Annotated in this window: 28 protein-coding genes; 2 read left to right on the top strand and 26 right to left on the bottom strand. The window is 44.2% G+C overall.

The window, feature by feature from the left end; translation table 11 throughout:
- Nucleotides 1-25: 25 nt before the first annotated feature.
- The 9 genes from ylqF to NYE53_RS08650 form a co-directional block, all read right to left on the bottom strand.
- The gene (ylqF, locus tag NYE53_RS08690; protein WP_339248204.1) at nt 26-874 is read right to left on the bottom strand and encodes a ribosome biogenesis GTPase YlqF; all 849 of its coding nucleotides are present in this window, start codon (nt 872-874) and stop codon (nt 26-28) included.
- A 142-nt stretch (nt 875-1016) separates the two neighbouring features.
- Nucleotides 1017-1364, bottom strand: a complete 348-nt coding sequence (gene rplS / locus NYE53_RS08685; protein WP_003220825.1) for a 50S ribosomal protein L19 — start codon at nt 1362-1364, stop codon at nt 1017-1019.
- A gap of 139 nt (nt 1365-1503) precedes the next feature.
- Complete coding sequence (gene trmD / locus NYE53_RS08680) at nt 1504-2235, bottom strand: tRNA (guanosine(37)-N1)-methyltransferase TrmD (protein ID WP_339248201.1); 732 nt, start codon at nt 2233-2235, stop codon at nt 1504-1506.
- Entirely contained in the window at nt 2232-2756 is a 525-nt protein-coding gene (gene rimM / locus NYE53_RS08675; RefSeq protein ID WP_339248198.1) for a ribosome maturation factor RimM, read from the bottom strand. The genes trmD and rimM overlap by 4 nt, the downstream gene beginning before the upstream one ends.
- 4 nt (nt 2757-2760) lie before the next feature.
- The gene (locus tag NYE53_RS08670) at nt 2761-3147 is read right to left on the bottom strand and encodes a YlqD family protein (protein WP_014476793.1); all 387 of its coding nucleotides are present in this window, start codon (nt 3145-3147) and stop codon (nt 2761-2763) included.
- A gap of 121 nt (nt 3148-3268) precedes the next feature.
- Nucleotides 3269-3514, bottom strand: coding sequence for a KH domain-containing protein (locus NYE53_RS08665; RefSeq protein ID WP_014476792.1), 246 nt, complete (start codon nt 3512-3514; stop codon nt 3269-3271).
- Entirely contained in the window at nt 3514-3786 is a 273-nt protein-coding gene (gene rpsP / locus NYE53_RS08660; RefSeq protein ID WP_003220815.1) for a 30S ribosomal protein S16, read from the bottom strand. Before rpsP ends, NYE53_RS08665 begins: the two co-directional genes overlap by 1 nt.
- A 105-nt stretch (nt 3787-3891) precedes the next feature.
- Complete coding sequence (gene ffh, locus NYE53_RS08655) at nt 3892-5232, bottom strand: signal recognition particle protein (RefSeq protein WP_014113771.1); 1341 nt, start codon at nt 5230-5232, stop codon at nt 3892-3894.
- 13 nt (nt 5233-5245) lie between these two features.
- On the bottom strand, nt 5246-5578 hold the full coding sequence (locus NYE53_RS08650) for a putative DNA-binding protein (RefSeq protein ID WP_003238590.1): 333 nt from the start codon (nt 5576-5578) through the stop codon (nt 5246-5248).
- Nucleotides 5579-5755: 177 nt separating this feature from the next.
- Between NYE53_RS08650 and NYE53_RS08645 the strand changes: the two genes are divergently transcribed.
- Complete coding sequence (locus NYE53_RS08645) at nt 5756-6241, top strand: Ig-like domain-containing protein (protein ID WP_003245834.1); 486 nt, start codon at nt 5756-5758, stop codon at nt 6239-6241.
- 35 nt (nt 6242-6276) lie between these two features.
- On the opposite strand, the gene ftsY is transcribed toward NYE53_RS08645, so the two are convergent.
- The 13 genes from ftsY to NYE53_RS08580 all read right to left on the bottom strand — a co-directional run bounded on the left by ftsY (nt 6277) and on the right by NYE53_RS08580 (nt 21342).
- Complete coding sequence (ftsY, locus tag NYE53_RS08640; RefSeq protein WP_003232026.1) at nt 6277-7266, bottom strand: signal recognition particle-docking protein FtsY; 990 nt, start codon at nt 7264-7266, stop codon at nt 6277-6279.
- A 19-nt stretch (nt 7267-7285) separates the two neighbouring features.
- On the bottom strand, nt 7286-10846 hold the full coding sequence (gene smc, locus NYE53_RS08635) for a chromosome segregation protein SMC (RefSeq protein ID WP_339248196.1): 3561 nt from the start codon (nt 10844-10846) through the stop codon (nt 7286-7288).
- Nucleotides 10847-10946: 100 nt separating this feature from the next.
- The gene (gene rncS / locus NYE53_RS08630; RefSeq protein WP_003232030.1) at nt 10947-11696 is read right to left on the bottom strand and encodes a ribonuclease III; all 750 of its coding nucleotides are present in this window, start codon (nt 11694-11696) and stop codon (nt 10947-10949) included.
- A 139-nt stretch (nt 11697-11835) separates the two neighbouring features.
- Complete coding sequence (gene acpP, locus NYE53_RS08625; protein WP_003154310.1) at nt 11836-12069, bottom strand: acyl carrier protein; 234 nt, start codon at nt 12067-12069, stop codon at nt 11836-11838.
- Nucleotides 12070-12152: 83 nt separating this feature from the next.
- Nucleotides 12153-12893 carry a 3-oxoacyl-[acyl-carrier-protein] reductase gene (gene fabG / locus NYE53_RS08620; RefSeq protein WP_003232035.1) on the bottom strand — a complete coding sequence of 247 codons (741 nt, stop codon included), beginning with the start codon at nt 12891-12893 and terminating at the stop codon, nt 12153-12155.
- Nucleotides 12886-13839 carry an ACP S-malonyltransferase gene (gene fabD / locus NYE53_RS08615; protein ID WP_339248193.1) on the bottom strand — a complete coding sequence of 318 codons (954 nt, stop codon included), beginning with the start codon at nt 13837-13839 and terminating at the stop codon, nt 12886-12888. The genes fabG and fabD overlap by 8 nt, the downstream gene beginning before the upstream one ends.
- A gap of 18 nt (nt 13840-13857) precedes the next feature.
- A complete protein-coding gene (gene plsX / locus NYE53_RS08610) occupies nt 13858-14859 on the bottom strand; it encodes a phosphate acyltransferase PlsX (RefSeq protein WP_003232041.1) in 1002 nt (333 codons plus the stop codon).
- A 13-nt stretch (nt 14860-14872) separates the two neighbouring features.
- Nucleotides 14873-15439, bottom strand: a complete 567-nt coding sequence (gene fapR / locus NYE53_RS08605; protein ID WP_003232044.1) for a transcription factor FapR — start codon at nt 15437-15439, stop codon at nt 14873-14875.
- A 108-nt stretch (nt 15440-15547) separates the two neighbouring features.
- Entirely contained in the window at nt 15548-17596 is a 2049-nt protein-coding gene (gene recG, locus NYE53_RS08600; protein ID WP_326211000.1) for an ATP-dependent DNA helicase RecG, read from the bottom strand.
- A complete protein-coding gene (gene sdaAA / locus NYE53_RS08595; RefSeq protein WP_003232049.1) occupies nt 17574-18476 on the bottom strand; it encodes an L-serine ammonia-lyase, iron-sulfur-dependent, subunit alpha in 903 nt (300 codons plus the stop codon). Before sdaAA ends, recG begins: the two co-directional genes overlap by 23 nt.
- A 25-nt stretch (nt 18477-18501) precedes the next feature.
- Nucleotides 18502-19164 (bottom strand): L-serine ammonia-lyase, iron-sulfur-dependent subunit beta, encoded by a 663-nt coding sequence (sdaAB, locus tag NYE53_RS08590; RefSeq protein WP_327827865.1) that lies wholly within the window; start codon nt 19162-19164, stop codon nt 18502-18504.
- Between the two features lie 138 nt (nt 19165-19302).
- Nucleotides 19303-20964: a DAK2 domain-containing protein gene (locus NYE53_RS08585; protein WP_339248189.1), complete on the bottom strand. Its 1662-nt coding sequence runs from the start codon at nt 20962-20964 to the stop codon at nt 19303-19305.
- Nucleotides 20965-20979: 15 nt separating this feature from the next.
- Nucleotides 20980-21342: an Asp23/Gls24 family envelope stress response protein gene (locus NYE53_RS08580; protein ID WP_003232054.1), complete on the bottom strand. Its 363-nt coding sequence runs from the start codon at nt 21340-21342 to the stop codon at nt 20980-20982.
- A 276-nt stretch (nt 21343-21618) separates the two neighbouring features.
- Here NYE53_RS08580 and rpmB point away from each other — a divergent pair, with 276 nt between their 5' ends.
- On the top strand, nt 21619-21807 hold the full coding sequence (rpmB, locus tag NYE53_RS08575; protein WP_003221548.1) for a 50S ribosomal protein L28: 189 nt from the start codon (nt 21619-21621) through the stop codon (nt 21805-21807).
- Between the two features lie 72 nt (nt 21808-21879).
- Here the strand turns inward: rpmB and spoVM are convergent, their stop codons facing one another.
- From spoVM to rsgA, 4 genes are all read right to left on the bottom strand, one after another.
- Nucleotides 21880-21960, bottom strand: a complete 81-nt coding sequence (gene spoVM, locus NYE53_RS08570; RefSeq protein ID WP_003221545.1) for a stage V sporulation protein SpoVM — start codon at nt 21958-21960, stop codon at nt 21880-21882.
- A gap of 71 nt (nt 21961-22031) precedes the next feature.
- A complete protein-coding gene (locus NYE53_RS08565) occupies nt 22032-22676 on the bottom strand; it encodes a thiamine diphosphokinase (protein ID WP_123373566.1) in 645 nt (214 codons plus the stop codon).
- Between the two features lie 72 nt (nt 22677-22748).
- Nucleotides 22749-23402, bottom strand: a complete 654-nt coding sequence (gene rpe / locus NYE53_RS08560; RefSeq protein WP_161621568.1) for a ribulose-phosphate 3-epimerase — start codon at nt 23400-23402, stop codon at nt 22749-22751.
- A gap of 4 nt (nt 23403-23406) precedes the next feature.
- On the bottom strand, nt 23407-24303 hold the full coding sequence (rsgA, locus tag NYE53_RS08555; protein ID WP_015715871.1) for a ribosome small subunit-dependent GTPase A: 897 nt from the start codon (nt 24301-24303) through the stop codon (nt 23407-23409).
- Nucleotides 24304-24306: the final 3 nt, after the last annotated feature.

Raw genomic sequence — 24306 nt, 5'->3', positions numbered from 1 at the left:
TAAAGACCCGCATTTCTGCGCGCCTTTACATCGTCGGCTGTTCAAATGACAGCCTGCCGAACTTTTCAGTGCGAATATCGCGAATGATGACTTCAGTCGTCTTATCATAGTTAATGAGCCCACCGCTCATGAGACAGCCCCGCTTTTCACCTATTGCATCAAACAGCTCGGCAATGTCCTCTGGGATCTCATCAAGGCCATAACGCTCTTTAAGCCGTTCTGGGTAATGTTCTTCGAGAAAACGAAGACCAAACACGGCCACGTCCTGCAAATTGATAATCGAGTCTTTAATAGCCCCGGTGACTGCCAGTCTCAAACCGACAAGCTCATCCTCAAATTTAGGCCACAAAATTCCCGGTGTATCTAATAGCTCTAATTCTTTCCCAACTTTGACCCACTGTTGAGAAGTCGTAATACCAGGTCTGTCTCCCGTTTTTGCTATGTTTTTCTTTGCAAGCCGGTTGATGAGCGTTGATTTTCCGACGTTTGGAATGCCGATAATCAAAGCGCGAATCGCTCTCGGCTTCACACCTTTCGCACGCATCCGGTCAAATTTTTCTTGGAGGATCTCTTTTGATGCAGGCACAATTTGATTTAACCCTTGTCCATTTACAGAATTAATAGACAGAGAGCGGATCCCCTGCTTCTCAAAGTGCTCTTTCCACCGCTGTGTAACTGCCGCATCTGCTTTGTCAGCCTTGTTTAACAGCATAATTCGCAGCTTGTTTTTTAGAATATCTTCAATCATTGGGTTTCTTGATGACATTGGAATTCTGGCATCTACCAATTCATATACGATATCGATTAATTTTAATTTTTCGGTTACTTCCCTTCTTGCTTTTGCCATATGGCCCGGGAACCATTGAATTGTCATGTGACACGAACACCGCCTTTATCTTCAGTATGCATGATTCATTGTTGTCCTTTATGTATTTTACGATGCCTGTCCGGCATTTTCAAATTCTGTATAAAAAAAGAGCTTGTTACAGGTAACAAGCTCTTTTCGTTCGTTATCATTATCGTCTGATCTCTTTAATACGAGCCGCTTTTCCGCGAAGTTCACGCAGGTAGTAAAGTTTAGCACGGCGTACTTTACCGTAACGTACAACTTCGATTTTCGCGATTTTTGGTGTGTGTACAGGGAAAGTACGTTCAACGCCAACACCGTAAGAAATCTTACGAACTGTGAACGTTTCGCTGATTCCACCACCACGACGCTTAATCACAACACCTTCAAAGATCTGGATACGCTCACGGTTACCCTCAACAACTTTAACGTGTACACGTAAAGTGTCACCAGGACGGAACGCAGGAAGATCAGTACGAAGCTGTTCTTTTGTGATATCTTCAATTAGTTTTTGCATCGTTTTCAACTCCTTCCAACAGATGCTCTTGACCACAAAAACCGGCACAGCGGAACATCGTTTTCAAGCTTGCAGCGGATAAGCCCGCTTAAGCCACAAGTAGTATCTTATCACAATTTCATAGCCTATGCAATAAAATCTAATCTTTTTCCCATTCAGAAATCCACTTTCTTTGCTGCTCTGTAAGCGGGTAGTCTTTCAACAGATCCGGACGTCTTAGGTAGGTCCTTCTGATCGATTCTTTATTCCGCCATTCTTCAATTTTTGCATGGTTTCCTGACAAGAGTGTTTCAGGCACTTTTAAACCTTTGTAATCTGCCGGTCTTGTATAATGCGGGTGCTCTAAGAGTCCGGTGCTGAATGAATCCTCAATATGGGAAGCCTCTTTACCCAGTACACCCGGAAGCAGTCTGACCACACTGTCTGCGATCATCATGGCAGGGAGCTCACCGCCCGTCAGAACAAAGTCGCCAATTGATATTTCATCCGTTACCAAGTGCTCGCGAATGCGTTCATCATAGCCTTCATAGTGGCCGCAAATGAACAGCAAATGCTCTTCCTTAGCTAATTGCTCGGCTTTTTTTTGGGTAAAACGCTCACCTTGCGGGCATACGAGGATAATACGCGGAGCAGCGGCTGCCTTTGATGTCAGGTCCTCGACCGCGTCAAAAACAGGCTGGGGCTTGAGAACCATGCCTGCCCCGCCGCCATAAGGATAATCATCAACAGTATTGTGCTTGTTATCAGAGTACTCCCGGAAATTTACGACTTGAAACTGCACCGCATCTTTTTCCTGGGCTTTTTGAAGAATTGATGAGCCGAGCACGCCTTCAAACATTTCGGGAAACAGCGTCAAAAAGTCGATTTTCATTCGTCTATTAACCCTTCCATGAGTTCAACCTCAATTTTCTTTTCCCTGACATCGATATGTTTGACCACTGATTCAATGTAAGGAATGAGTGCGTCTTTTTTTCCTTTTCGTCCGATGACCCAAACGTCATTGGCTCCAGGCGTCAAAATTTCTTTGACCTTTCCGATGAGTTCGCCTTCTTCAGTAAATACTTCACACCCAATAATTTCGTGGAAATAAAATTCACCCTCATTCAGCTCTCCTAATTCTTCTTCAGGAACTTTAATGATTGCGTTTTTCAGCTCTTCTACTTCATTTAGGTTTTGTCTTTCTTTAAACTGCAGGAGATGAAATTGCTTATGCAGTCTATGTGTGTTTACCGTTACCTCCACTGGTTCGTTACGGCCGTCCATAAACAAATACAGCGTGTTTCCCGGCTTGTATCGTTCTTCGGCAAAATCTGTTTTTGAAATCACCCGCACTTCGCCTTTGATTCCGTGGGTATTTACGATTTTGCCTACATTAAACCATCGCTTTGTCATATGATCACCTCTGGCGAATTTCAATTACTTTTCCGTCTTTTATGACGATGGTGTTCGCTGCTGTTTTCTCATGCCAGTCATCCCCGGCTTCAATCGTCAGCAGCGCATCGACTTCCTTTTCTTTCAACTCACTGCCAAGCGGCAATGTATGTACTTGAGCAATTTGAAAATCAATGATTTTTATATCATCTTTTCGCTTTTCTATTGCCTTTTTAAATTGTTCAATCATATCAGGGTTTTGCTGTTCTTTCTCATGTTTTCTAAGCTGAAAATAGAGCTGGCTGCATTCTCGTTCAAGCATTTGTTTCTTTTCGGCAAAAGAAGCTAAAAGCTTTTCTTTGCTGCGCTCAGTTAAGACTTGCATAACGGCTACACGGTGAATAATTTGCATCGCACCAAGCTCCCCGCTTTTAAAACTTTTACTCGCCCAGGCTTTTCTATTTTGCCTAAGCTTCTATCAGTTTACCCTTTTTTTGCGTGTAAAAAAAGGGGAGGTGCCGGCCCTCTCCCTTTTAGTCAAATATTTCAAATTGAACTTTCTTAGAAGACTGTGCGCCAGCTGCAAATACAGCTGTTCGAATCGCTTTTGCAGTCCGGCCTTGCTTTCCGATAACTTTACCGGTATCTGACTTATGGACAGATAAGCGCAGCGCAATCTTTTGATCGGTTTCTTCTCTTATGACGCGAATGTCATCTGGATGATCAACAAGCGGCGTCACAATGTGGACAATCAAATCTTCCAAGTGTTGATCAGTCATTACTTGCCTTGTTTAGCGTTGTGGAATTTTTCCATGATTCCTTGGCTAGAGAACAAGTTGCGAACTGTATCAGATGGTTTCGCTCCAGTTTGAAGCCATTTAAGAGCAAGCTCTTCGTCAATTTTTACTTCCGCTGGTTTTGCAACCGGGTTGTAAGTTCCGACTGTTTCGATGAAACGGCCGTCACGTGGTGAACGAGAATCTGCTACAACAATACGATAGAAAGGAGATTTTTTTGCTCCCATACGTTTTAAACGAATTTTTACTGCCATTTTACTAGCACCTCCGAAAATATTTCAACAAGATAGTATATTAACAATGATAAAAGTGTTTGTAAAGTGTTTTTTCTTAACAACGGTTTTATCATGTATAACCGATTACATAAAAGGTAGCTTAAACCCTTTTTTCTTGCCTTTTGACATGTTTGTCATCTGCTTCATCATTTTTTTCATTTCATCAAACTGCTTAAGCAGACGGTTGACTTCCTGTACGGATGTCCCGCTTCCTTTTGCAATCCGCTTCCGCCGGCTGGCATTGATGATATCCGGCTGTTCTTTTTCAAGAACAGTCATTGATTTAATGATTGCTTCCACATGATTCAGCTGTTTTTCATCAACTTGGATGTTTTTCAGGCCTTTCATTTTACCTGCACCCGGCATCATTTGCAGAAGCTCATCAAGCGGCCCCATGTTTCTGACTTGCCCGAGCTGCTCCAGAAAATCGTCCAATGTGAAGCTCATCGTTCTCATTTTTTGTTCCAGCTCTTTGGCTTTGTCTTCATCAACGCTGGCCTGTGCTTTTTCAATCAATGTCAGCACGTCGCCCATGCCGAGAATCCTTGATGCCATGCGTTCAGGGTGGAACGGCTCTAACGCATCAAGCTTTTCGCCCAAACCTGCGAACTTAATTGGCGTGTTTGTGACAGCGCGAATAGAAAGCGCAGCCCCGCCGCGTGTGTCTCCATCCAGCTTAGTTAACACAACACCGGTTAAACCGAGCTGTTCATTAAAGCTTTTGGCGACATTCACAGCGTCCTGACCGGTCATTGAATCGACAACCAGGAAAATTTCTTCCGGATTCGCGATTTCTTTGACGTTGGTCAGTTCATCCATCAGTTCATGGTCGATATGCAAGCGGCCTGCCGTATCCAAAATGACATAGTCATAATGTTCTTCCTTGGCTTTCTCAATAGCCTGTTTAGCTATTTCTACAGGACTGACCTGATCGCCAAGAGAGAAAACAGGCATATCAAGCTGTTTGCCGAGTGTTTCCAGCTGCTTAATTGCGGCTGGGCGGTAAATATCGGCAGCAACCAGCATCGGTTTGCGATTATGCTTTTTGCGCAGCAGATTCGCAAGCTTACCGCTTGTTGTCGTTTTACCGGCACCTTGGAGACCGACCATCATAATAACAGTCGGCGGCCTTTTTGCGACGGCGATTTTGCTCTCTTCGCCGCCCATCAGCTCAGTCAGTTCCTCTTTAACAACTTTAATGACCTGCTGGCCGGGCGTCAGACTTTTCATGACGTCTTGGCCTACAGCGCGTTCACTTACTTTTTTGACAAAATCTTTGACTACTTTAAAGTTAACGTCAGCCTCAAGCAGCGCAAGACGAACCTCACGCATCATATCTTTTACATCTTGTTCGCTGACTTTCCCTTTTCCGCGGATTTTAGAAATCGTCTGCTGCAGTCGGTCGGCTAATCCTTCAAATGCCATAGTTTGCCGCCTCCTAATCTAATTTCTCAAGCGCTTCAATCAGAGCTGTAATTTCTTCCTCTTCTTTTGAACCGGAAGCAAGCTCCTTCAGCTTATTAAACATCTCTTTACGCTCCTGAAACTTTTTCAAAAGGAGCAGCTTTTCTTCATATTGTTCAAGCATCGCTTCTGTTCGTTTGATGTTATCATAAACAGCTTGTCTTGAAACCTCATATTCTTCGGCTATTTCGCCTAGGGAGAAATCGTCCAAATAATAAAGCGACATATAGCTCTTCTGTTTTGACGTCAACAACGACTGATAAAAATCAAACAGATAATTCATTCTCGTTGTCTTTTCGAGTGACATTTGAGCTCTCCCCTTTGTTAAGTCAAATCCCTTTACGATAACTTAGTTTACACGGTTTTATTGACACTGTCAAGTTTTTATCTTGTCAAAGCGGCGATTAACTTTTTCCAAAAAACGCTAAATATCATCCAATTTATTCCGATATTGTATATGAACCCTATTTAAAGGAGGATTTTTATGAAAAAAATCGGTTTATTGTTTATGTTATGTCTGGCAGCCCTGTTTACAATAGGTTTCCCGGCACAGCAAGCAGACGCTGCTGAGGCACCTTATAAGGCCTCAATCACAAATATCAGCACAGATGGAGGGGTATACGGTAAAATCAATTACGGACAAGGTCAATATTGGCGAGTCAAGTACAATATTACAGTAAGCGGCAAATTACTCGACCAAAACGGACAGCCAGTGCCAAACGCGCCCGTAAGATTTGAAGCGGACACGAAGGTCGGAAACACAACACAAACTGCTTCAGGAACGACTGATGCAAACGGAACATTTGAGGTTCCAATGTATTTGGGGCCAGCTGCTGGGTATTACACGTATTACACATCTGTTTCCGTTCATTACTATGACATCATCCCATTCAGAGTTTTTTCTGGTGAGTCAAGACTGGTATCCACTGATAACAGCCTTTATCATTTCGCCTATCAAGTAAGAAGATAAAAAAGAAAAGGCCCCAAGATGTTGGGGCCTTTTTCTTAATCGTCGGCTTTTTCCACTAAATCTGAAAAGAGTCCGTACACATAGGATTCTGGATCAAATTCCTGAAGATCATCAACTTTTTCTCCTAAACCGACTAGTTTAACCGGGATGTGAAGCTCGTTACGAATCGCAAGGACGATACCGCCCTTTGCCGTACCGTCAAGCTTCGTTAAGGCAATGCCGGTAACATTTGTTGCTTTAGAGAACTCTTTTGCCTGAGCCATTGCATTTTGGCCGGTCGTGGCATCAAGGGCAAGCAGCACCTCATGCGGAGCTTCAGGAACTTCTCTTTCGATAACACGTTTTACTTTTTCAAGCTCTTTCATGAGATTTACTTTGTTTTGGAGACGACCTGCCGTATCACAAATTAATACATCGGCATTTCTTGCTTTCGCAGCATGAACAGCATCGTAGATGACAGCTGCCGGATCGCTTCCGGCCGTCTGCTTAATGACAGGCACTCCTGTACGCTCTCCCCATACTTCCAGCTGTTCAATGGCTCCCGCTCTGAAAGTGTCTCCGGCGGCAAGTACGACAGATTTTCCTTCTTGTTTCATTTTATGGGCAAGCTTTCCGATCGTTGTTGTTTTCCCGACGCCGTTTACACCTACCAGAAGGATTACGTTTAAACGCCCATCCTGGATGTTCAGTTCTGAAATTTGCTCATCTCCGCTGTTATAAATCTCGACCAGTTTTTCAGAAATCACTGACTGGACTTCCTTTGGATCTTGAATATTTCTGCGTTTGACTTCTTTTTTCAGCTCATCTATTAATTCCATAACGGTTGTAAAACCGACATCCGCGCTGATAAGAACCTCTTCAAGCTCTTCGAAGAAATCCTCATCCACTTTACGGTAACGGGATACAAGATCATTCACTTTGTTTTGAAAGGAGTTTCTTGTTTTTTCAAGGCCATCCTTAAACTTTTCAGATACGGAATCTGTCTGTTTTGTGATTTTCTCTTTTAATTTTTTAAAAAAGCTCATCTTTTAACCTCTTTCCTCGTTACTGAACGAATTCTTTTGTTTCTTCCAGCTTAACGGAGATTACCTTGGAAACACCGGATTCCTGCATGGTTACGCCATAAAGCACATCCGCTTCCTCCATCGTTCCTTTTCTGTGGGTAATCACAATAAACTGGGTATCACTGCTGTATTTTTTTAAATACTGCGCAAACCGGAACACATTCGCTTCGTCGAGCGCAGCCTCTACTTCGTCAAGGACGCAAAATGGCACTGGACGAACCTTTAGAATTGAGAATAAGAGCGCTATAGCAGTAAGCGCACGCTCTCCGCCTGACAGGAGGTTTAAGTTTTGCAGCTTTTTCCCCGGCGGCTGAGCGATAATCTCGACTCCTGAATGAAGCAGATCGTTAGGATCGGTGAGCCTCAGTTCAGCTCGCCCTCCTCCGAATAAGGAGCGGAAAACTTGATCAAAGTGTGAACGGATTTGGACGAATGTGTCGTTAAAGCGCTTCGTCATTTCTTCATCCATTTCTTCAATCACTTGGAACAAGGTATTTTTCGCTTCTGTTAAATCTTCTTTTTGTTCCGACAGAAACTTGTACCGTTCGTTGACCCTCTCAAACTCATCTATGCTTCCGAGGTTCACGGTACCCAGCTCTTCAATTGCGAGTTTAATCAGCTTCACGCGCTTTCTGGCTTCCTCTGGATCAGTTTCAAGCTGATATTTCTCTTTTGCCCCCTCAAAGGACAAGCTGTATTCCTCCCGTAAGTATTGGAGTAAATTATCAAGCTCGACTTCCATCCGTCCGAGTTTGACTTCTTCGTCTTTTAAGAGCGTTGTTTTTTGTTTATACAGACGTTTCATTTCTTTCAGCTCACGCTCATACGTATCAAGTCCATGCTGAAGCTTGATGCGCTGATCGCGCCTTAATGCAATCAGTTCGATCGTTTTCGTTTTGTCATTCAATTTATGTTTTGCTGCTTCTTCCAGCTTTTCTTCGCCGCTGGTGCTAGATGACATCTCTGACGTTAAGAAGCTTAAGTCTTCTTTTGCTTCTTTTAACGCAAGCTCTGTTTCAGTGAGCTCTTTCTTTAATCTGGCAAGGTTGTCCTCTTCCCCCTTGCAAGCCTGCTCTTTTTTGGCCGCAGCGATCTTCAGCTCAGTCAGCTCGTTGGAGAGAGACTCTTTCGTTGAGGATTGCGTTTGTTTTTGTTTTGTCAGTCTGTCTATGTCCTCTTCAAGCTGTTTCATCTTTTCAGATACGGCAGAGAGCTCTTCTTCAAGCTTGCGTTTGCGCGCTTTTTTCTCTTCATCGCTTTCAGACAGAGCAGATTTTTCTTGGTCATAGAGCTCTAAATGGGTATTGATATTTTTCTCGGCAACTTGAAGTTCGTACAGCTGGCCTTTCACATCCTGCTGCTTTAACCTTAAGCCTTCCCCGGTTTCTCTTAAGTCAGCCAGTTTTTTCTCCATATCCTGAATGGATTGCTTAAGGGTTTTGACCTCTTGTTCAAGCAGTGCTGTTTTCTCTTCCATTTCAGCGAGCCGTTTCGTCACATCTTCTAGCTCCCGGCTTCTTCCAAGGAGGGAGTTATTTTTCTTTTTAACCGCGCCGCCCGTCATTGAACCACCGGGGTTCACAACATCTCCCTCAAGGGTTACGATGCGGTACCGGTGCCCGAGAAGCTTCGCAAGCTCGTTTGCACCCTTTAAGTCCTCTGTGATCAGAACGGTTCCAAGAAGATTTTGGATGACGCTTCGATACGCAGGATCAAATGTGACAAGTTCACTGGCAACCCCGAGAAATGATGAATGTCGGGCGGCTGTTTCCGCGTCACGGCTTTGAAGCTGGCGGTCTCTAATAACAGAAAGAGGCAGAAACGTCGCCCGGCCGAAAGAATTCTGCTTTAAATATTGAATCGCTTTTCGGGCAGATTGTTCATCGTCGGTCACGACATGCTGAGCAGAAGCGCCGAGCGCTATTTCAATGGCCGTTTCATACTTCTGTTCTGTAGAAATCAGCTCAAGAACCGCTCCGCGAATTCCACCAAGGCGCTCTTTCGCTTTCAGCACCTCTTTAACACCTTGATAAAAGCCGGAAAAATCTCCCTGCATCGTCTCAAGCATGTCCTTTTTTGATCTCGCTTGCTGAACGTATTGGTATGCCTGATACAGAGCGGATTCATTTTTTTCGTATTGGCGCTTTTTCTGCTCATATTTTGTCTGCATATCACGATATGCACCGACTTGACTGTGAATCTCCTGCTCAATTCGGGCAAATTCCGTTTCACATGCGGCTTTACGCGCAGAAATATCACGCCGTTCCTGCAGGTGCTTTTCATTGTTGTCCGCGAGTCTCTGCAATGTGACAGCGGATTGGGACATCTGGTCATCAAGAAGCTGGAGTTCGTTGCGTATCGAAGCCTGGCTGTTTAACAGCTCAAAATAATCACTTTTCAGCTGCTCGATTTTCTCTTCGACATTTTCATTGTGAAGACTGAGAGCCTGCTGTTTTTCTTTTACTTGCTCCCTTAACTGCTTCACCTCAGCCTGAAGCGTTTCGAAGACAGCTTCCTGCTTCGAAAGCTCATCTTTCAGAACCGTTTCTTTTTGCTGAAACTGAACGATGGCTTCTTCAAGCTGTTCTTGGTTTTGCACAGCGTTTTTCTTTCGTTCTTTCAGGACTTCTTTACGGCCTTCAAGCTTTTCCAGCTCTTCACTAGTTACCAGTAAAACTTGCTGGAGCTCATCTACTGACTCATCAAGCGCTTGTATTTTGTCCCTTGTATCCTCAATCTTTGCTTCTTTCGCAGAAATAGCAGACGATTCAGCAAGCTCTTCTTCTTTTGCCATCTGCACTTTCTCTTTAAGAGTCGACCATTTACCATGCAGCTCTTCGATATCATAGGCAGTCAGCGCAATTTCAACATGCTCCAGCTCTTTCTTTTTCTCAAGGTAGTCTTTCGCTATTGAAGCTTGAATTTTAAGAGGTTCAACCTGTCCTTCAAGCTCATGTAATATATCTTCTACCCGATTTAGATTGTCCTGTGTCTCAAACAGTTTATTTTCTGCTTTTTTCTTTCTCGTTTTATATTTAAGCACCCCGGCCGCTTCTTCAAAGATACTGCGGCGATCCTCCGCTTTGCTGCTCAGGATCTCTTCCACTTTCCCTTGGCTGATAATAGAAAATGCTTCTTTACCAAGCCCAGAGTCCATAAATAAATCAATAATATCTTTCAAGCGGCATGGCTGATTGTTAATCAGAAACTCACTCTCACCTGATCTGTACACACGTCTTGTGACACTCACCTCGTGGAAGTCAATTGGCAAGAAATGATCATCATTATCAAGAGTAAGCGTAACTTCAGCTAGATTTAATCGCTTTCTAGAATCACTCCCGGCAAAAATAATGTCCTCCATTTTTCCGCCGCGAAGAGAGCGTGCCGATTGTTCGCCGAGAACCCAGCGAATGGCATCAGTGATGTTGCTTTTTCCGCTTCCGTTCGGCCCGACAACTGCTGTCACGCCTTTAACGAAGTCTACGGAAATCCGTTCTGCAAATGATTTAAATCCTATAACGTCTAAACGTTTGAGGAACATAGCGATCCTCCTTATGTAATAAGTATTTCAATTCTATCATAAACATTGGTGAAATAAGACGGCATACATACTGAAATCCCCCTGAGTCATAAGGGGGATTTTATTGTTTCGTATGGTGTTTTTGCAATTTAGCTAAAGCTTCCTGAGCAGCGTGCTGTTCGGCTTCTTTCTTTGAACGGCCGTTTCCGACTCCGAGTGGTTCACCTTTTAGAGATACGATGGCTTCAAATTCACGGTTGTGCGCAGGTCCTTTTTCGTTGGAGATTTTATACTCCAGAGAGCCTTTGCCGTCCCGCTGCACGTATTCCTGCAGCTGGCTTTTGAAATCCATCACATGAGAAAAAGCACCATCGTTAATTTTAGGGAACACATAAACTTTTAAGAAACTTTCGACCGGCTCTAATCCTTGGTCAAGGTACAAGGCTCCGATAAATGCCTCAAAAACATCCGCCAATAGAGCAGGACGCTTTCTTCCGCCTGTCATTTCCTCGCCTTTACCCAACAGGACAAGATCGCCGAATGACAGCTCGTGAGCCAATGAAACGAGAGACGGTTCGCAAACAATTGCGGCTCTCAATTTCGTCAAATCTCCTTCACTCATAGCCGGGTATTTGGCAAATAAGAATCTGGAGATCGTCAGTTCCAAAACAGCGTCACCTAAAAATTCAAGCCTTTCATTATCTTCATACGGCTTTTTCCGATGCTCATTCACATAAGATGAATGTGTAAATGCTTGATACAAAAGCTTTTCATTTTGAAAGTGAACCGAAATCCGTTCTTGAAACTCTTTAAATTGTTCTACTTTTTTATAGAACTTTTTTTTATCTTTATAATGTGAGTGTTTTGACATAGTAACCTCCATAGGCACATCAGGTTCACCGCGCTTCTCTGACTAAACCGGATACAGCGCGCGTAAAAGCGGCATGCTGTAATAACTGCACGAATAAAGGGCTAAAGCCCCGCGTTTCGGCGGGACTTTTAGCATCAGCTTATTGCTGGTTTTGTATGTAGTTCACAGCGTCGCCGACTGTTGCAATCTTTTCAGCATCTTCGTCAGAAATCTCCATATCAAACTCGTCTTCAAGTTCCATAACAAGCTCAACTACATCTAGGGAATCAGCACCTAAGTCTTCCTTGAAAGAAGCTTCAAGTTTGACGTCTGCTTCATCAACGCCAAGGCGATCTACGATGATTTTCGTTACACGCTCTAATGTGTCTGCCATAGCAATTCACCTCCCCTCAAGTATTATAGTGGATTCGTTTTTAAAAAACTAGAGAAACTATGATGAAATTTTCGAGAAAAAACTTACATCACCATTCCGCCGTCAATATGAAGCGTTTGGCCTGTCATATAACGGGCTCCCTCTGAAGCTAGGAACGTGACAACACTGCTGACATCGCTAGGTTCACCAAAGCGCGCGAGCGGAATTTGTTTCAGCATTTCGTCTTGAACGTCTTTTGCAAGTTTATCTGTCATATCAGTTGAGATAAATCCTGGCGCTATTGCGTTTACCGTAATATTTCGGCTGGCGAGCTCTTTAGCAGAAGATTTGGTTAAACCGATGACGCCGGCTTTTGCAGCCACGTAGTTGGCCTGTCCAGGATTTCCGCTGACGCCGACGATAGACGATACGTTAATAATGCGGCCTGAACGCTGTTTCATCATTTGTCTTGTAACAGCTTTTGTGCAGTTGAAAACACCCTTCAGGTTAATGTTAATAACGTCATCCCATTCGTCTTCTTTCATTCTCATGATGAGATTGTCTCTTGTAATTCCCGCATTATTAACCAGAATGTCAATCGTAGAAAAAACAGACAATGTTTCTTTAATCATGTTTTGTACATCTTCGGGATTTGATACATCCGCTTTTACAGCAATTGCTTTTCTGCCCATTGATTTGATTTCATCTACCACTTCATTTGCTTTCGCTTCATTGCCGGAGTAGTTCACGACAACATTTGCTCCGCTTTTTGCCAGATCAAGGGCGATTGAGCGGCCGATTCCGCGGGATGCGCCAGTGACAATAGCCGTTTTATCATTAAGCATTATCATTCTCCTCCTTAAGCGTTTGAATTGCCAGCTCGATCGTTTCCGGATCTGATACAGCAATTGTTTTTAACCGTCTATTTACTTTTTTCACAAGGCCTGAAAGCACTTTTCCGGGACCGATTTCAATAAAAGTCGTAACACCCTCTGCGATCAGCTTGTTAATGCTTTCCTCAAAACGAACCGGAGAGTAAAGCTGCTCAATAAGTTTTTCTTTGATATCTGCTTTATCAGTCATCACGTCAGCAGAAACATTTGAGATGACCGGAATGTCAGCGTCTTTTATGTCACAGGCGTCCAATACCTCTTTCAGCTTTTCAGCAGCCGGTTTCATCAGTTCGGAATGGAACGGACCGCTTACTTCAAGCGGAATTGCGCGTTTTGCTCCGTTCTCTTTTGCCAGTTCAGATGCAAGCTCGACCCCTTTAGCTGTTCCGGAAATGACGATTTGGCCAGGACAGTTGAGATTCGCAAGCTGTACAAGGTTGCCTTCCTCTGTGACTTTATCGGTTACTTGCTTTAATGCTTCAGCATCCATGCCGAGAATCGCAGCCATTGCTCCTTCGCCAGCCGGCACCGCTTCATTCATAAACTCTCCGCGTTTTCTGACGGTATAAACAGCATCTTTGAAAGACAGAGCGCCAGCCGCAACCAGTGCAGAATATTCACCAAGGCTGTGTCCTGCTGTGAAATCAGGTGTAATGCCAGATTCTTTAAATTTCTCAAGAACAGCGATGCTTGTCGTAAGCAAAGCAGGCTGCGCATTGTATGTAAGTGTTAATTCTTCAGCATCCCCCTCAAAAATAAGCGAGCTGAGTTTTGTTTCCAACGTTTCATCGGCTTCATCAAACAGACGCTTTGCAGCAGGCACCTGCTCATAAAGCTCTTTTCCCATGCCGATAAATTGTGATCCCTGACCAGGGAATAAAAATGCAATCTTACTCATGATGTAAAAACCTCCAGACTACTCATCTGTTTTTTCTTCTTTCACTTCTTCCTGAATGAGCGCAGCCACATTTTGGCTGACCATCTCTCTTGCTTGCCGAATCGCATGGAATACAGCATTCGAATCTGAAGAGCCGTGCGCCTTGATCACAGGCGCTTTTAAGCCAAAAAGACTTGCTCCGCCATAATTCGAATACTCCATTTTCATTTTCATTTCTTTCAATTTTGGTTTCAGCACAGCTGCTGCAAGCTTGGATGTCAAAGTAGACGTCATTACGTCTCTCATCATTTTAAAAATAGACAACGCAGAGCCTTCCAACGTTTTGAGTGTAACATTCCCGGTAAAGCCGTCTGTTACTACAACGTCCGCCACATCATCTAAAAGGTCTCGCGCTTCCACGTTTCCGATAAAATTGATGTTTGCTGTTTCTTTTAAAATTTGAAACGTCTGCTTCGTCAGTTCGTTTCCTTTTTTATCTTCTGTTCCGACATTTAAAAGTCCGACTCTCGGTGAAGTGACACCGCGCACTTGCTGAGAATAAACAGAACCCATGATGGCATATTGAACGAGGTGCTCCGGTTTGGCATCGACATTGGCGCCGACATCAAGGAGAAGAAATCCGTCTCCCGAAACAGTCGGAAGTGTCGGGGCAAGCGCCGGACGGTCAATTCCTTTAATTCTTCCGACAATAAAGAGACCGGCTGTCATTAATGCACCGGTATTTCCTGCTGAAATGCAGGCGTCAGCTCTGTTTTCCGCAACCTCCTGCGCCATAAGAACCATAGATGAGTTCTTTTTTCTTCGCACGGCACGGACAGGTTCATCCGTAGGCTCAATCACTTCATCTGCGTGCAGCACCGTGATGCGATCTGATGTAGTTGTTAAATGTGATTCTATCGTTGTTTTGTCACCGACAAGTGTGATATGGAGATCATCAAATGCCTCTATACCTTTTATAACTCCGTCAATAACAGCTTTGGGAGCGTGGTCTCCTCCCATTGCATCTACAGCTATTCTCATGCATGCTCCACCTTTATGAATGTTTTGAACGATACATGTCAAAGCGTCCAGAAAAAACAATTTCTTCGCCAACGTAGCTGTTCACTTCGACAACCGTTCTTCCTTTTTCTTTTTCGACAGCCGTCACTTTCGCTTTTGCTACGACACGTTCACCCTGCTTTACCTGTCTTGTAAAGCGGATGTCTGCACTGGCAGTCAGCGCCAGCTCGTCATCAATGACTGCAACGGCCAAAGAATTCGCCTGTGCAAATAAATGGTGTCCTCTCGCAATCTGATTCCGGCTGAACACGTGCTCCTGTTTTATTTCTAAAATGGATATCGCCTGATCATCCAGCTCAAGGTCAATAATTTCTCCGATAACTTCATCAAGTGACAGGGACTTCACTTCGTCCTCAAGTGTTTTCTCTGCCACGTTCTTAATTCTTTCTCTCAGTTCAGGTATGGAAAGCTCTAAGCGGTCCAAACGTATCGTCTGGATGCTCACCCCGAATTTACCCGCTAATTCTTCATCTGTAATAAAGGGGGTTGCTTGAATCGTCTGCTGAAGTAATTCCTGGCGTTCTCTCTTATTTCTTCTCATATCTAAACACCATCCGGACAATTAAGACTAGGTACTAATAGTAGTATATAATTTCATAGATTGGAATGCAACGATTGTTTCTGGCTGAACACCAAAAACTTCTGATACTCAGCTTAATTTTTCCCCGTCCATTACTCCGCTCTTCAGCAATTCATCTCTTAACACAGCGTATTCCGGCTCCTTCCAGAACGCGTCAGAAGCCACAAGATTCGCAGCATCCTGCCTTGCCGTTTCAAGCGCTCTGTAATCATGAACCATGTCCGCCACTTTAAATTCCGGCATTCCGCTTTGTTTTTTCCCGAAGAAATCACCGGGACCTCTCAGTTCCAGATCCTTTTCAGACAACTCGAAACCGTCATTGGTCTCCGACATGATCCTCATCCGTTCTTTCCCTGTTTCTGATTTTGGATCAGCCATCAGAATACAGAAAGATTGATGCTCACCCCGTCCAACACGGCCGCGCAGCTGGTGAAGCTGTGATAGTCCGAAACGGTCGGCGTCATAAATTACCATAATCGTTGCATTCGGAACATTCACGCCAACCTCCACAACAGTGGTTGATACGAGAATTTGACAGTGATTTGCGCTGAATTCTCTCATGACCTGGTCTTTTTCATCGGAATGCAGCTTTCCATGCATAAGGCCGACCTTCCATTTTCCCCGAAAAATATCAGAAAGCATATTGTACACGTCAATGGCGTTTTGCACATCAAGCTTGTCTGATTCTTCAATCAGCGGACAGATGATATAAGCCTGCCTGCCTTGCTTTAATTCTTTTTCGACAAATGCCAAAATACGATCCAGCATGTCATGTTTTACCCAATAGGTTTCAATTCGCTTTCGTCCAGCCGGCATCTCATCAATGACAGATACATCCATTTCACCGAACACTGTGATCGCTAATGTTCTTGGGATTGGAGTGGCTGTCATAAAGAGAACATCGGGATCCTGCCCTTTGTTCCGAAGCTTTTTGCGCTGCTCAACTCCAAATCTGTGCTGTTCATCTGTAATAACGAGACTCAGCGCCTTAAACTCCACCTCGTCTTGGATTAAAGCGTGGGTTCCTACAAGAATATCAATCTCACCCGCCGCAAGACGCTCAAGCAGTTCTTTTCGCCGCTTTCCTTTAACAGAGCTTGTCAAAAGAGCAACGCTGACGTCCCATTTTTCAAATAGCGAAACGAGCGAATCAGCATGCTGCTCGGCCAGAATTTCTGTCGGCACCATAAGCGCTCCTTGGTATCCAGATAGGATCGCGGCATACAGTGCAATGGCGGCGACTGCCGTTTTTCCTGATCCAACGTCCCCTTGAAGAAGACGGTTCATTCTGTATGGAGAAGACATGTCTGCTGTTATTTCGCGAAGAACGCGTGACTGGGCGTTTGTGAGGGGAAACGGGAGGCTTTTGATAAATCTCATGAGTTCTTCGTTTGAAAAACGCTGCCGTATCCCTTGTGTCTGCTCTCTTTCCGCCTTTCGGAACGCCTGCATTTTCAACTGAAACAACAAAAATTCTTCATAAACAAACCGCCGTCTGGCAAGCTTTAATGCTTCCCTTGTTTCAGGCTGGTGCATTGCTTTTAACGCTTGATAATAGTCAGGCAGTTTATAGCTTTTTCTTAGCTTTTCCGGAAGAGGATCAGGAAGTGAGTCTGCATATTGGGTCAGCGCCTGCTGAATAAAGCGCCTCATCATTTTGACGGTAACATTTTCTTTCACAGAATACACTGGTTCAATGCTTTTGTCTTCTTGATGCGGCCCGTTTTTCAACTCCTGAACAGAGATGGTTTGGCGGTGCTTGTCCCATTTACCTGAAACCGTCACAACAGAACCGAGCGAAAGCTTCTTCTTCAAGTAAGGCCTGTTAAAACATACGGCTGTGATTAAATAGTGGCCGACCAGAAGCCTGAATGTCAGCCTGTTTCGTTTTTTTCCGTAATAGGTAAGAGAAGGCTCTGAATGAACCTTCCCTTCGACTGTGACTCTTTCATCATGCTTCACTTCTTCTAAATCCCTCAGCTCGTAGTCATCATAGCGATAAGGGAAATAATTCAGAAGATCAGAAATGTCATAAATACCGAGTTCGTGTAATGTTTTTTCTGTTTCCGGCCCAATACCCTTAATGTTAGCTATACTAGTTTGCTGATGTTGTTTCACGTGAACCTAGCGCTCCTCCGAAAATTTTTTTCTCTAATTCTCTTCCTGTCGGTGTTGCCGCTAAACCGCCCTGGCCTGTTTCTCTAAGTGCAGTTGGCATCGTTTGGCCTATTTTATACATGGCATCGATAACCTCATCACATGGAATACGGCTTGTAATGCCCGCCAATGCCATATCAGCGGCAATCATCGCATTTGACGCGCCCATCGCATTCCGTTTCACGCAAGGCACCTCAACAAGCCCTGCAACAGGGTCGCACACGAGGCCTAGCATATTTTTTAATGTAATGGCCATGGCCTCCGCGCTTTGTTCGGGTGTTCCTCCTGCCATTTCAACAATGGCCGCAGCCGCCATGCCTGAAGCTGATCCAACCTCTGCCTGACATCCTCCGGCGGCGCCGGAAATGCTTGCGTTATTGGCCACGACAAATCCGAAAGCCCCGGCTGTAAACAAAAAGCGGATCATTTGTTCTCTTGTTGGATTCAGCTTTTCTTTTACAGCAAATAACGTACCGGGCACCACACCGGCAGAACCTGCAGTCGGTGTCGCACAGATGGTTCCCATGGCTGCATTTACTTCATTTGTTGCAACGGCTTTCGATACAGCATCTAAAATCAATGGGCCAGACAGGCTTTTTCCTGATCGAATATAGGCCTGCAATTTAACGGCATCTCCGCCTGTTAAGCCCGTTTGGCTCGTAACTCCCTCGAGTCCTTTCTGAACCGCCGCTTCCATAACAGACAGGTTATGATCCATCTGCTGAAAAATGTCCTCTTTTGTTTTTTCTGTTACTTCCATCTCTTGAGCTATCATCACATCAGAGATCAATATTTGTTTTTCTTTAGTAATCTCAATTAATTCTTTTACATTACGAAACATAACTGGCTCCTCCTGACCCTTTTCGCTAGTCAGCAATCTTTGTCACTTGAATAATATTCGGCAGCTTCGACAGCTCGTCGAGAATGTGGTCGTCAATATTTTGATCGACCTCTATTGTCATCAGCGCAAGCTGTCCGATATCTTTCCGGGCTACTTCCATATGTCCTACGTTGATTGAAAATTTCGCCAGAACATTGGCAACACCGGCAATTGTGCCAAATTTGTCATTATGAACAACTAATATGGCTGGATGATTTCCTGACAGCCGGAGCTCAAAACCATTCAATTCTGTGATTTCAATCTTTCCTCCGCCAATCGAAATACCCGTCAGTTCCAGCTCACCCTTTTCATCAGAAATGGTGATTTTTGCTGTGTTCGGATGGACCGGGACTGCGTCTTCTACCCGAAACTTTATATCAATTCCTTTAGCTTCTGCAATTTGTATAGCGGTTTTAATCCGTTCGTCGAATGTATCAAAATCAAGCAATCCGCCGATAATCGCGACATCTGTGCCGTGGCCCTTATACGTTTCCGCAAACGACCCGTAAAAAGATACAATGATGCGCTCAGGCTCTCTGCCAAATAAACTTCTGGCCACTCTCCCGATTCTAGCAGCTCCCGCTGTATGAGAGCTGGACGGACCGATCATAACCGGGCCGATAATATCAAAAACGCTTCTGTATTTCATGCTATTCCTCCTTATGAACCAGAGCTTATTAGCGCTTTGCTTCTAGACTAATTGATCAGATATAAAATGGCAAGCGGGCGCGTTACAGCGCTGCCGCACTTAAAAGCAGACATAAGAATAGAAGGGCAAATTGCCCTTCTATTCTGCAGAAACTATATACGAATACAGAGGCTGTTTCCCATTGTGGATCTCAACCTCAATCTCCTCGTACTTTTCACTGAGAAACGCTTCAAGCTGCTCAGCTTCTTCCTGAGACGCATCCTCACCATATAGAATGGTCACGATTTCATCATCTTCTCCGATCATTTCTGACAGCAGCATTTTCGCGGCTGACAGCTGATTTTCAGAAGTGCCGATAATCGTTCCATTCAGAATGCCCATAAAGTCGCCTTTTTTAATATCTTTACCGTCAATATGAGTATCTCTGACTGAGAACGTCACCTGTCCGCTTTTTACTTGCTGAATGGCGCTTAGCATATTGGCCTCGTTCGCTTCAGCTTCTTGATCCGGGTTAAAAGCCAGCAGGGCTGACATCCCTTGCGGAACCGTTTTAGCAGGAATGACAAAAACCTGTTCATCCACTACGCTGGCCGCTTGGTTAGCAGCCATGATAATGTTGGAGTTGTTAGGCAGGATAAATACCGTATCTGCATTTACAGACTTCACGGCATCAACAATATCCTCAGTGCTTGGGTTCATGGTCTGGCCGCCTTCGATCACAACAGAAGCGCCAATGCTTTTGAATAGGTCTGAAATTCCTTCTCCCATCGCCACAGTCACAATGCCATACGGCTGTTTTGCCGGCGGTGTTTCGTTGTCTGCAGGTTTGTTTTCTTGACTGATGATAGAGGTATGCTGTTCTCTCATATTTTCTATTTTTATTTTAATCAATTCACCGTAATGCTGGGCGTAGTTTAACACGTTTCCCGGCTCTTCAGCATGAATATGAACCTTCGCCAGCGATTCATCCGCAATCACAAGCAGAGAATCTCCGAACTGGCTGAGGTCTTGCCTGAACGTGCCTTCGTCGAACTCTCTTTTTGTCTGATCAAGCCTCACCATCACTTCGGTACAGAATCCATATTCAATATCTTCGGTATTCATCATGCTTTGCGCGCTCTTGTGATGCTCTGCGCTGACCATGTCGTCAAGTGACGGAAGAACTGCTTTCTGAGGTACAGTTTCACCTTTTAATGAAGCAAGGAAACCTTCATACACACAGAGCAGGCCTTTGCCCCCGCTATCGACAACTCCTACTTCCTTTAGGACAGGTAGCAATTCAGGGGTGCGGTTTAAAGACGCCTCTGCTTCTTCTGTCACTGCAGTCATCAGCGCAGTGATATCGGTTTCTATTTCTGCTAAGATCATTGCTTTTTTTGCAGCGTCTTTTGCAACTGTTAAAATGGTGCCCTCTACAGGTTTCATGACAGCTTTATACGCCATGTCTACACCTGCTTGCAGCGCAGCGGCAAACTCAAGTGCATTAATTTCTTTTTTCGTTTCAATACTTTTGCTAAATCCGCGGAACAATTGGGATAGGATAACTCCTGAATTTCCGCGTGCTCCCATGAGCAGCCCTTTAGATAACGCGGAGCCCACCTTCCCGATATCATCCGTATCCATTTGTTCAACTTCTCTTGCTCCGGAAGTCATCGACAGGTTCATATTTGTTCCCGTATCACCGTCCGGCACCGGAAACACGTTCAGTGCATCAACTGCACTGGCATTTTGAGACAGATTCTGCGCTCCCGCAAGAATCATCTCGGCAAAGGTTCTGCCGTTTAATGTTCTGATAGACAATCCTACTCCTCCTAACTACGGGTTCGTCACTCGTACGCCTTGGACATAAATATTGACAGAGTCCACTGCCAGTCCGATGGTTTGATTTACTGTGTACTTTACTTTTGTTTGGACATTATGTGCCACTTCAGAAATTTTCGTGCCGTAGCTGACAATGATATACATGTCGATATGTATCTGTTCTCCTTCTTGGCGAACTTGGACACCCCTGCTGAAATTCTCTTTCCGAAGGATTTCAGTCAGTCCGTCTTTAATCTGGTTTTTAGAGGCCATGCCGACAATGCCGTAACAGTCAACCGCCGCGCCTCCTGCAACCATCGCGATGACTTCATTAGATATATCAATCTGCCCGTACTTCGTTCTTAATTCAATGGACACACTAGTTCCTCCTTCGAATGCATAGAGTTACAGCTATTCTACTATATGGTTTCCATTATGAAAAGACCAGGCAATAATCGCTGGCCGTACCTCTACATATACTATAGCGCTGCTGTTTCCGCAAGATGTCAAGTGAATTTTCTTGAAAGATGATGAAACAATAGTTGCAAACGTTTTTTAGCTGTGGTAAATTATTTAAAGTATCCATATCGAAAGCATCTAAGATTATATGAATGTTAAAAAGTAGATGTTTTGTGCAAGTGAGGAGGGAAACAAATGGCACGTAAATGCGTTATCACAGGTAAAAAAACAACAGCTGGGAATAACCGTTCTCACGCAATGAACGCTTCTAAGCGCACTTGGGGCGCGAATCTTCAAAAGGTTCGTATCCTTGTGAACGGAAAACCTAAAAAAGTATATGTATCTGCTCGAGCTTTGAAATCCGGTAAAGTTGAGCGTGTATAACAAAATGAACGCCTGCCCCGATATGTGGCAGGCGTTTTTATGTGGTGAAAGAGGGCTTTGAACCCCTGGGCATTAATCTTTTCTAAATGAGCCCAGCATCGCCCGGACAATTCCTCCTAAAAACTTCGGCAATTTAATGGTGTAAAATTTCATTTTTGTCCCCTCCTATAACGTCCCGTAACCGCCTTGTTCATTGTTTTCAGCAATTGAATGAAAGCACATGCTTAATCCGTGCTTCTTATCATTATTAATATGCCTTTTGCAAACGAAAAAGTACCTCGTGAATGAATGAGTTCGTTACTAATACATAGTGTTGAACCGAGCGTAATATGACAATTATTTAGAGGATATTTAAAACCGGTCAGGGTCAGCTCATGTATGTCTTCGGAAAACGGTATGAAGGAGATATATCGCTTATTTTCATCCTTCTCAATATCATATTCACCAGGAGGGAACATTTGAATATGATTTTGTTTGTCTATCAGCCTAATTTTTATGTTCGTTTTTACACCTCTATACAGAAGCTGAATGTTTCCTAAAAAATGATCAGCTCTGCCGCCTGTAATGCCGAAAATCTGAATAATATCCGGCTGCTTTTCCAGCGCCCAATCAAGGGCGAGGTCTAAATCTGTTTGATCTTTTTCTGCTTGATACACATGAAGGGCGGGAGCGGCTTTTTCTATTCGCCGGCGTTCTTGCTCGGTTATGCTGTCAAAATCTCCGAAGGCTTCAACAGGTATGATCCCTGCATCTAAGAGAGTGACGGTGCCTTTGTCAACACCGATCCAAAGCGTGTGTTCCTCCGTATAGCCGGTTAGATCGGGAATGAGATTTTTCGGGCCTCCCGCAACGATATTAATTGTTTTCATCTCTGATTCCTTTCTCTGCATATAGGAAAAAGAGCTTAGGCTATTGTATGCCCAGCTCTTTTCTAAAGCTGCTTATTTACTTCCTCTGATTTCAGAAATTGCTTTTTTGCGGTCAGACTGGCCATAAACAGCTGAACCGGCAACGAGTAAATTTGCGCCCGCTTCAATGACGAGCGGAGCGGTTTCTTTGTTGACGCCGCCGTCTACTTCAATTAACAGATCTTTTTTTCCTTTTTCATCCGCCATTCGCTTAACCTCTTTTATTTTAGGAAGGACTGAATGAATAAATTTCTGCCCGCCGAAGCCCGGGTTCACCGTCATTAAAAGAATAAGATCAAGATCGTCGAAAACATGCTCAATGACTTGTACAGGGGTATGCGGGTTTAGAACTACTCCGGCCTTCACTCCTTGCTCTTTAATGAGCTGGATGGTACGGTGCAGGTGCGGACATGCCTCAGCATGCACAGACAGGATATCTGCGCCTGCTTTCGCAAAAGCCGGGATATAACGATCCGGCTCTTCTATCATTAAATGGACATCAAGCGGCAGATCCGTTACCGGCCGGACTGCTTCTACAATCAGCGGACCGATTGTGATATTCGGGACAAAATGGCCGTCCATAACATCAATATGAATACAATCGGCTCCGCCTTTTTCTACATCTTTAATCTCATTGCCTAAAGCGGCAAAATCAGCGGAAAGAATAGATGGTGCAACCTTTATCATTATGCTAATACCTCGGCTTTCTGTCTTTTATCTCCGTCATAAATTCAACATAATGGTCATAGCGATACTGCTTTAATTCCCCGTCTTCAACAGCTTGTTTCACCGCACATTTCGGCTCTTTCAGATGTAAACAGCCTCTAAATTTGCATGAAGAACTTTTTTCTCTGATATCAGGGAAGGTGTAGCCCAGCTCTTCTTCCTCAATGTCTGTAAATTCAAGCGAGCTGAATCCCGGCGTATCTGCAACCAAACCTCCGGACGTGTGAATCAGCTCCACGTGGCGGGTTGTGTGTTTCCCTCGGCCCAAATGCTCGGAAATCTCGTTGGTTCTCAGTCCGAGCTCCGGACTGATCGCGTTGAGAAGCGAGGATTTCCCAACACCGGACTGACCGGCAAATACCGTTGTTTTATCCTGAAAATGCGGGATGATGTCCGTTAAACTGTCTTGGTCCTTAGAGGAGGTAAGGTATACGTCATAACCAATATTCCGATAGTCTTCTGCATAGGCTTGTATCGTATCTTCTGTATCTTGATCTTCAATCAGATCCATTTTAGTAATGCATATAATCGGCTGAATATCATTGGCCTCAACGAGAACCAGGAAGCGGTCGAGCAATGCCGTGCTGAAAGAAGGCTGAACCGCTGAGAAAACAAGGACCGCTTGATCAACGTTGCAAATTGGCGGCCTGATAAGCTCGTTGGTTCTTTCTTTAATTTCCATTAAATATCCTTCTTTGTCATTTTCAGCTTGATACACAACATAATCACCGACAAGAGGGGTAATTTTGTTTTTTCTGAAAATGCCTCTTCCTCTGCATTGTATTACTTTATCTGAATCCTCTGATTCATCCAGTACATAGTAAAAGCCGCTTAGCGCCTTAATAATTTTGCCCTCAGGCATATT

It is taken from the genome of Bacillus sp. FSL R5-0523 (genome assembly GCF_037975295.1).
In the GTDB taxonomy this organism is placed as follows: domain Bacteria; phylum Bacillota; class Bacilli; order Bacillales; family Bacillaceae; genus Bacillus; species Bacillus subtilis.
Note: the sequence above shows the minus strand (reverse complement) of the source record. Positions and strands in the feature narration are given on the sequence as shown.

Excerpts from the sequence above, each read along its gene's own strand:
- ylqF (WP_339248204.1), bottom strand. The coding sequence starts at position 874 with ATGACAATTCAATGGTTCCCGGGCCATATGGCAAAAGCAAGAAGGGAA.
- rplS (WP_003220825.1), bottom strand. The coding sequence starts at position 1,364 with ATGCAAAAACTAATTGAAGATATCACAAAAGAACAGCTTCGTACTGAT.
- trmD (WP_339248201.1), bottom strand. The coding sequence starts at position 2,235 with ATGAAAATCGACTTTTTGACGCTGTTTCCCGAAATGTTTGAAGGCGTG.
- rimM (WP_339248198.1), bottom strand. The coding sequence starts at position 2,756 with ATGACAAAGCGATGGTTTAATGTAGGCAAAATCGTAAATACCCACGGA.
- NYE53_RS08670 (WP_014476793.1), bottom strand. The coding sequence starts at position 3,147 with ATGCAAATTATTCACCGTGTAGCCGTTATGCAAGTCTTAACTGAGCGC.
- NYE53_RS08665 (WP_014476792.1), bottom strand. The coding sequence starts at position 3,514 with ATGACTGATCAACACTTGGAAGATTTGATTGTCCACATTGTGACGCCG.
- rpsP (WP_003220815.1), bottom strand. The coding sequence starts at position 3,786 with ATGGCAGTAAAAATTCGTTTAAAACGTATGGGAGCAAAAAAATCTCCT.
- ffh (WP_014113771.1), bottom strand. The coding sequence starts at position 5,232 with ATGGCATTTGAAGGATTAGCCGACCGACTGCAGCAGACGATTTCTAAA.
- NYE53_RS08650 (WP_003238590.1), bottom strand. The coding sequence starts at position 5,578 with ATGTCACTCGAAAAGACAACGAGAATGAATTATCTGTTTGATTTTTAT.
- NYE53_RS08645 (WP_003245834.1), top strand. The coding sequence starts at position 5,756 with ATGAAAAAAATCGGTTTATTGTTTATGTTATGTCTGGCAGCCCTGTTT.
- ftsY (WP_003232026.1), bottom strand. The coding sequence starts at position 7,266 with ATGAGCTTTTTTAAAAAATTAAAAGAGAAAATCACAAAACAGACAGAT.
- smc (WP_339248196.1), bottom strand. The coding sequence starts at position 10,846 with ATGTTCCTCAAACGTTTAGACGTTATAGGATTTAAATCATTTGCAGAA.
- rncS (WP_003232030.1), bottom strand. The coding sequence starts at position 11,696 with ATGTCAAAACACTCACATTATAAAGATAAAAAAAAGTTCTATAAAAAA.
- acpP (WP_003154310.1), bottom strand. The coding sequence starts at position 12,069 with ATGGCAGACACATTAGAGCGTGTAACGAAAATCATCGTAGATCGCCTT.
- fabG (WP_003232035.1), bottom strand. The coding sequence starts at position 12,893 with ATGCTTAATGATAAAACGGCTATTGTCACTGGCGCATCCCGCGGAATC.
- fabD (WP_339248193.1), bottom strand. The coding sequence starts at position 13,839 with ATGAGTAAGATTGCATTTTTATTCCCTGGTCAGGGATCACAATTTATC.
- plsX (WP_003232041.1), bottom strand. The coding sequence starts at position 14,859 with ATGAGAATAGCTGTAGATGCAATGGGAGGAGACCACGCTCCCAAAGCT.
- fapR (WP_003232044.1), bottom strand. The coding sequence starts at position 15,439 with ATGAGAAGAAATAAGAGAGAACGCCAGGAATTACTTCAGCAGACGATT.
- sdaAA (WP_003232049.1), bottom strand. The coding sequence starts at position 18,476 with ATGTTTCGTAATGTAAAAGAATTAATTGAGATTACTAAAGAAAAACAA.
- sdaAB (WP_327827865.1), bottom strand. The coding sequence starts at position 19,164 with ATGAAATACAGAAGCGTTTTTGATATTATCGGCCCGGTTATGATCGGT.
- rpmB (WP_003221548.1), top strand. The coding sequence starts at position 21,619 with ATGGCACGTAAATGCGTTATCACAGGTAAAAAAACAACAGCTGGGAAT.
- spoVM (WP_003221545.1), bottom strand. The coding sequence starts at position 21,960 with ATGAAATTTTACACCATTAAATTGCCGAAGTTTTTAGGAGGAATTGTC.
- NYE53_RS08565 (WP_123373566.1), bottom strand. The coding sequence starts at position 22,676 with ATGAAAACAATTAATATCGTTGCGGGAGGCCCGAAAAATCTCATTCCC.
- rpe (WP_161621568.1), bottom strand. The coding sequence starts at position 23,402 with ATGATAAAGGTTGCACCATCTATTCTTTCCGCTGATTTTGCCGCTTTA.
- rsgA (WP_015715871.1), bottom strand. The coding sequence starts at position 24,303 with ATGCCTGAGGGCAAAATTATTAAGGCGCTAAGCGGCTTTTACTATGTA.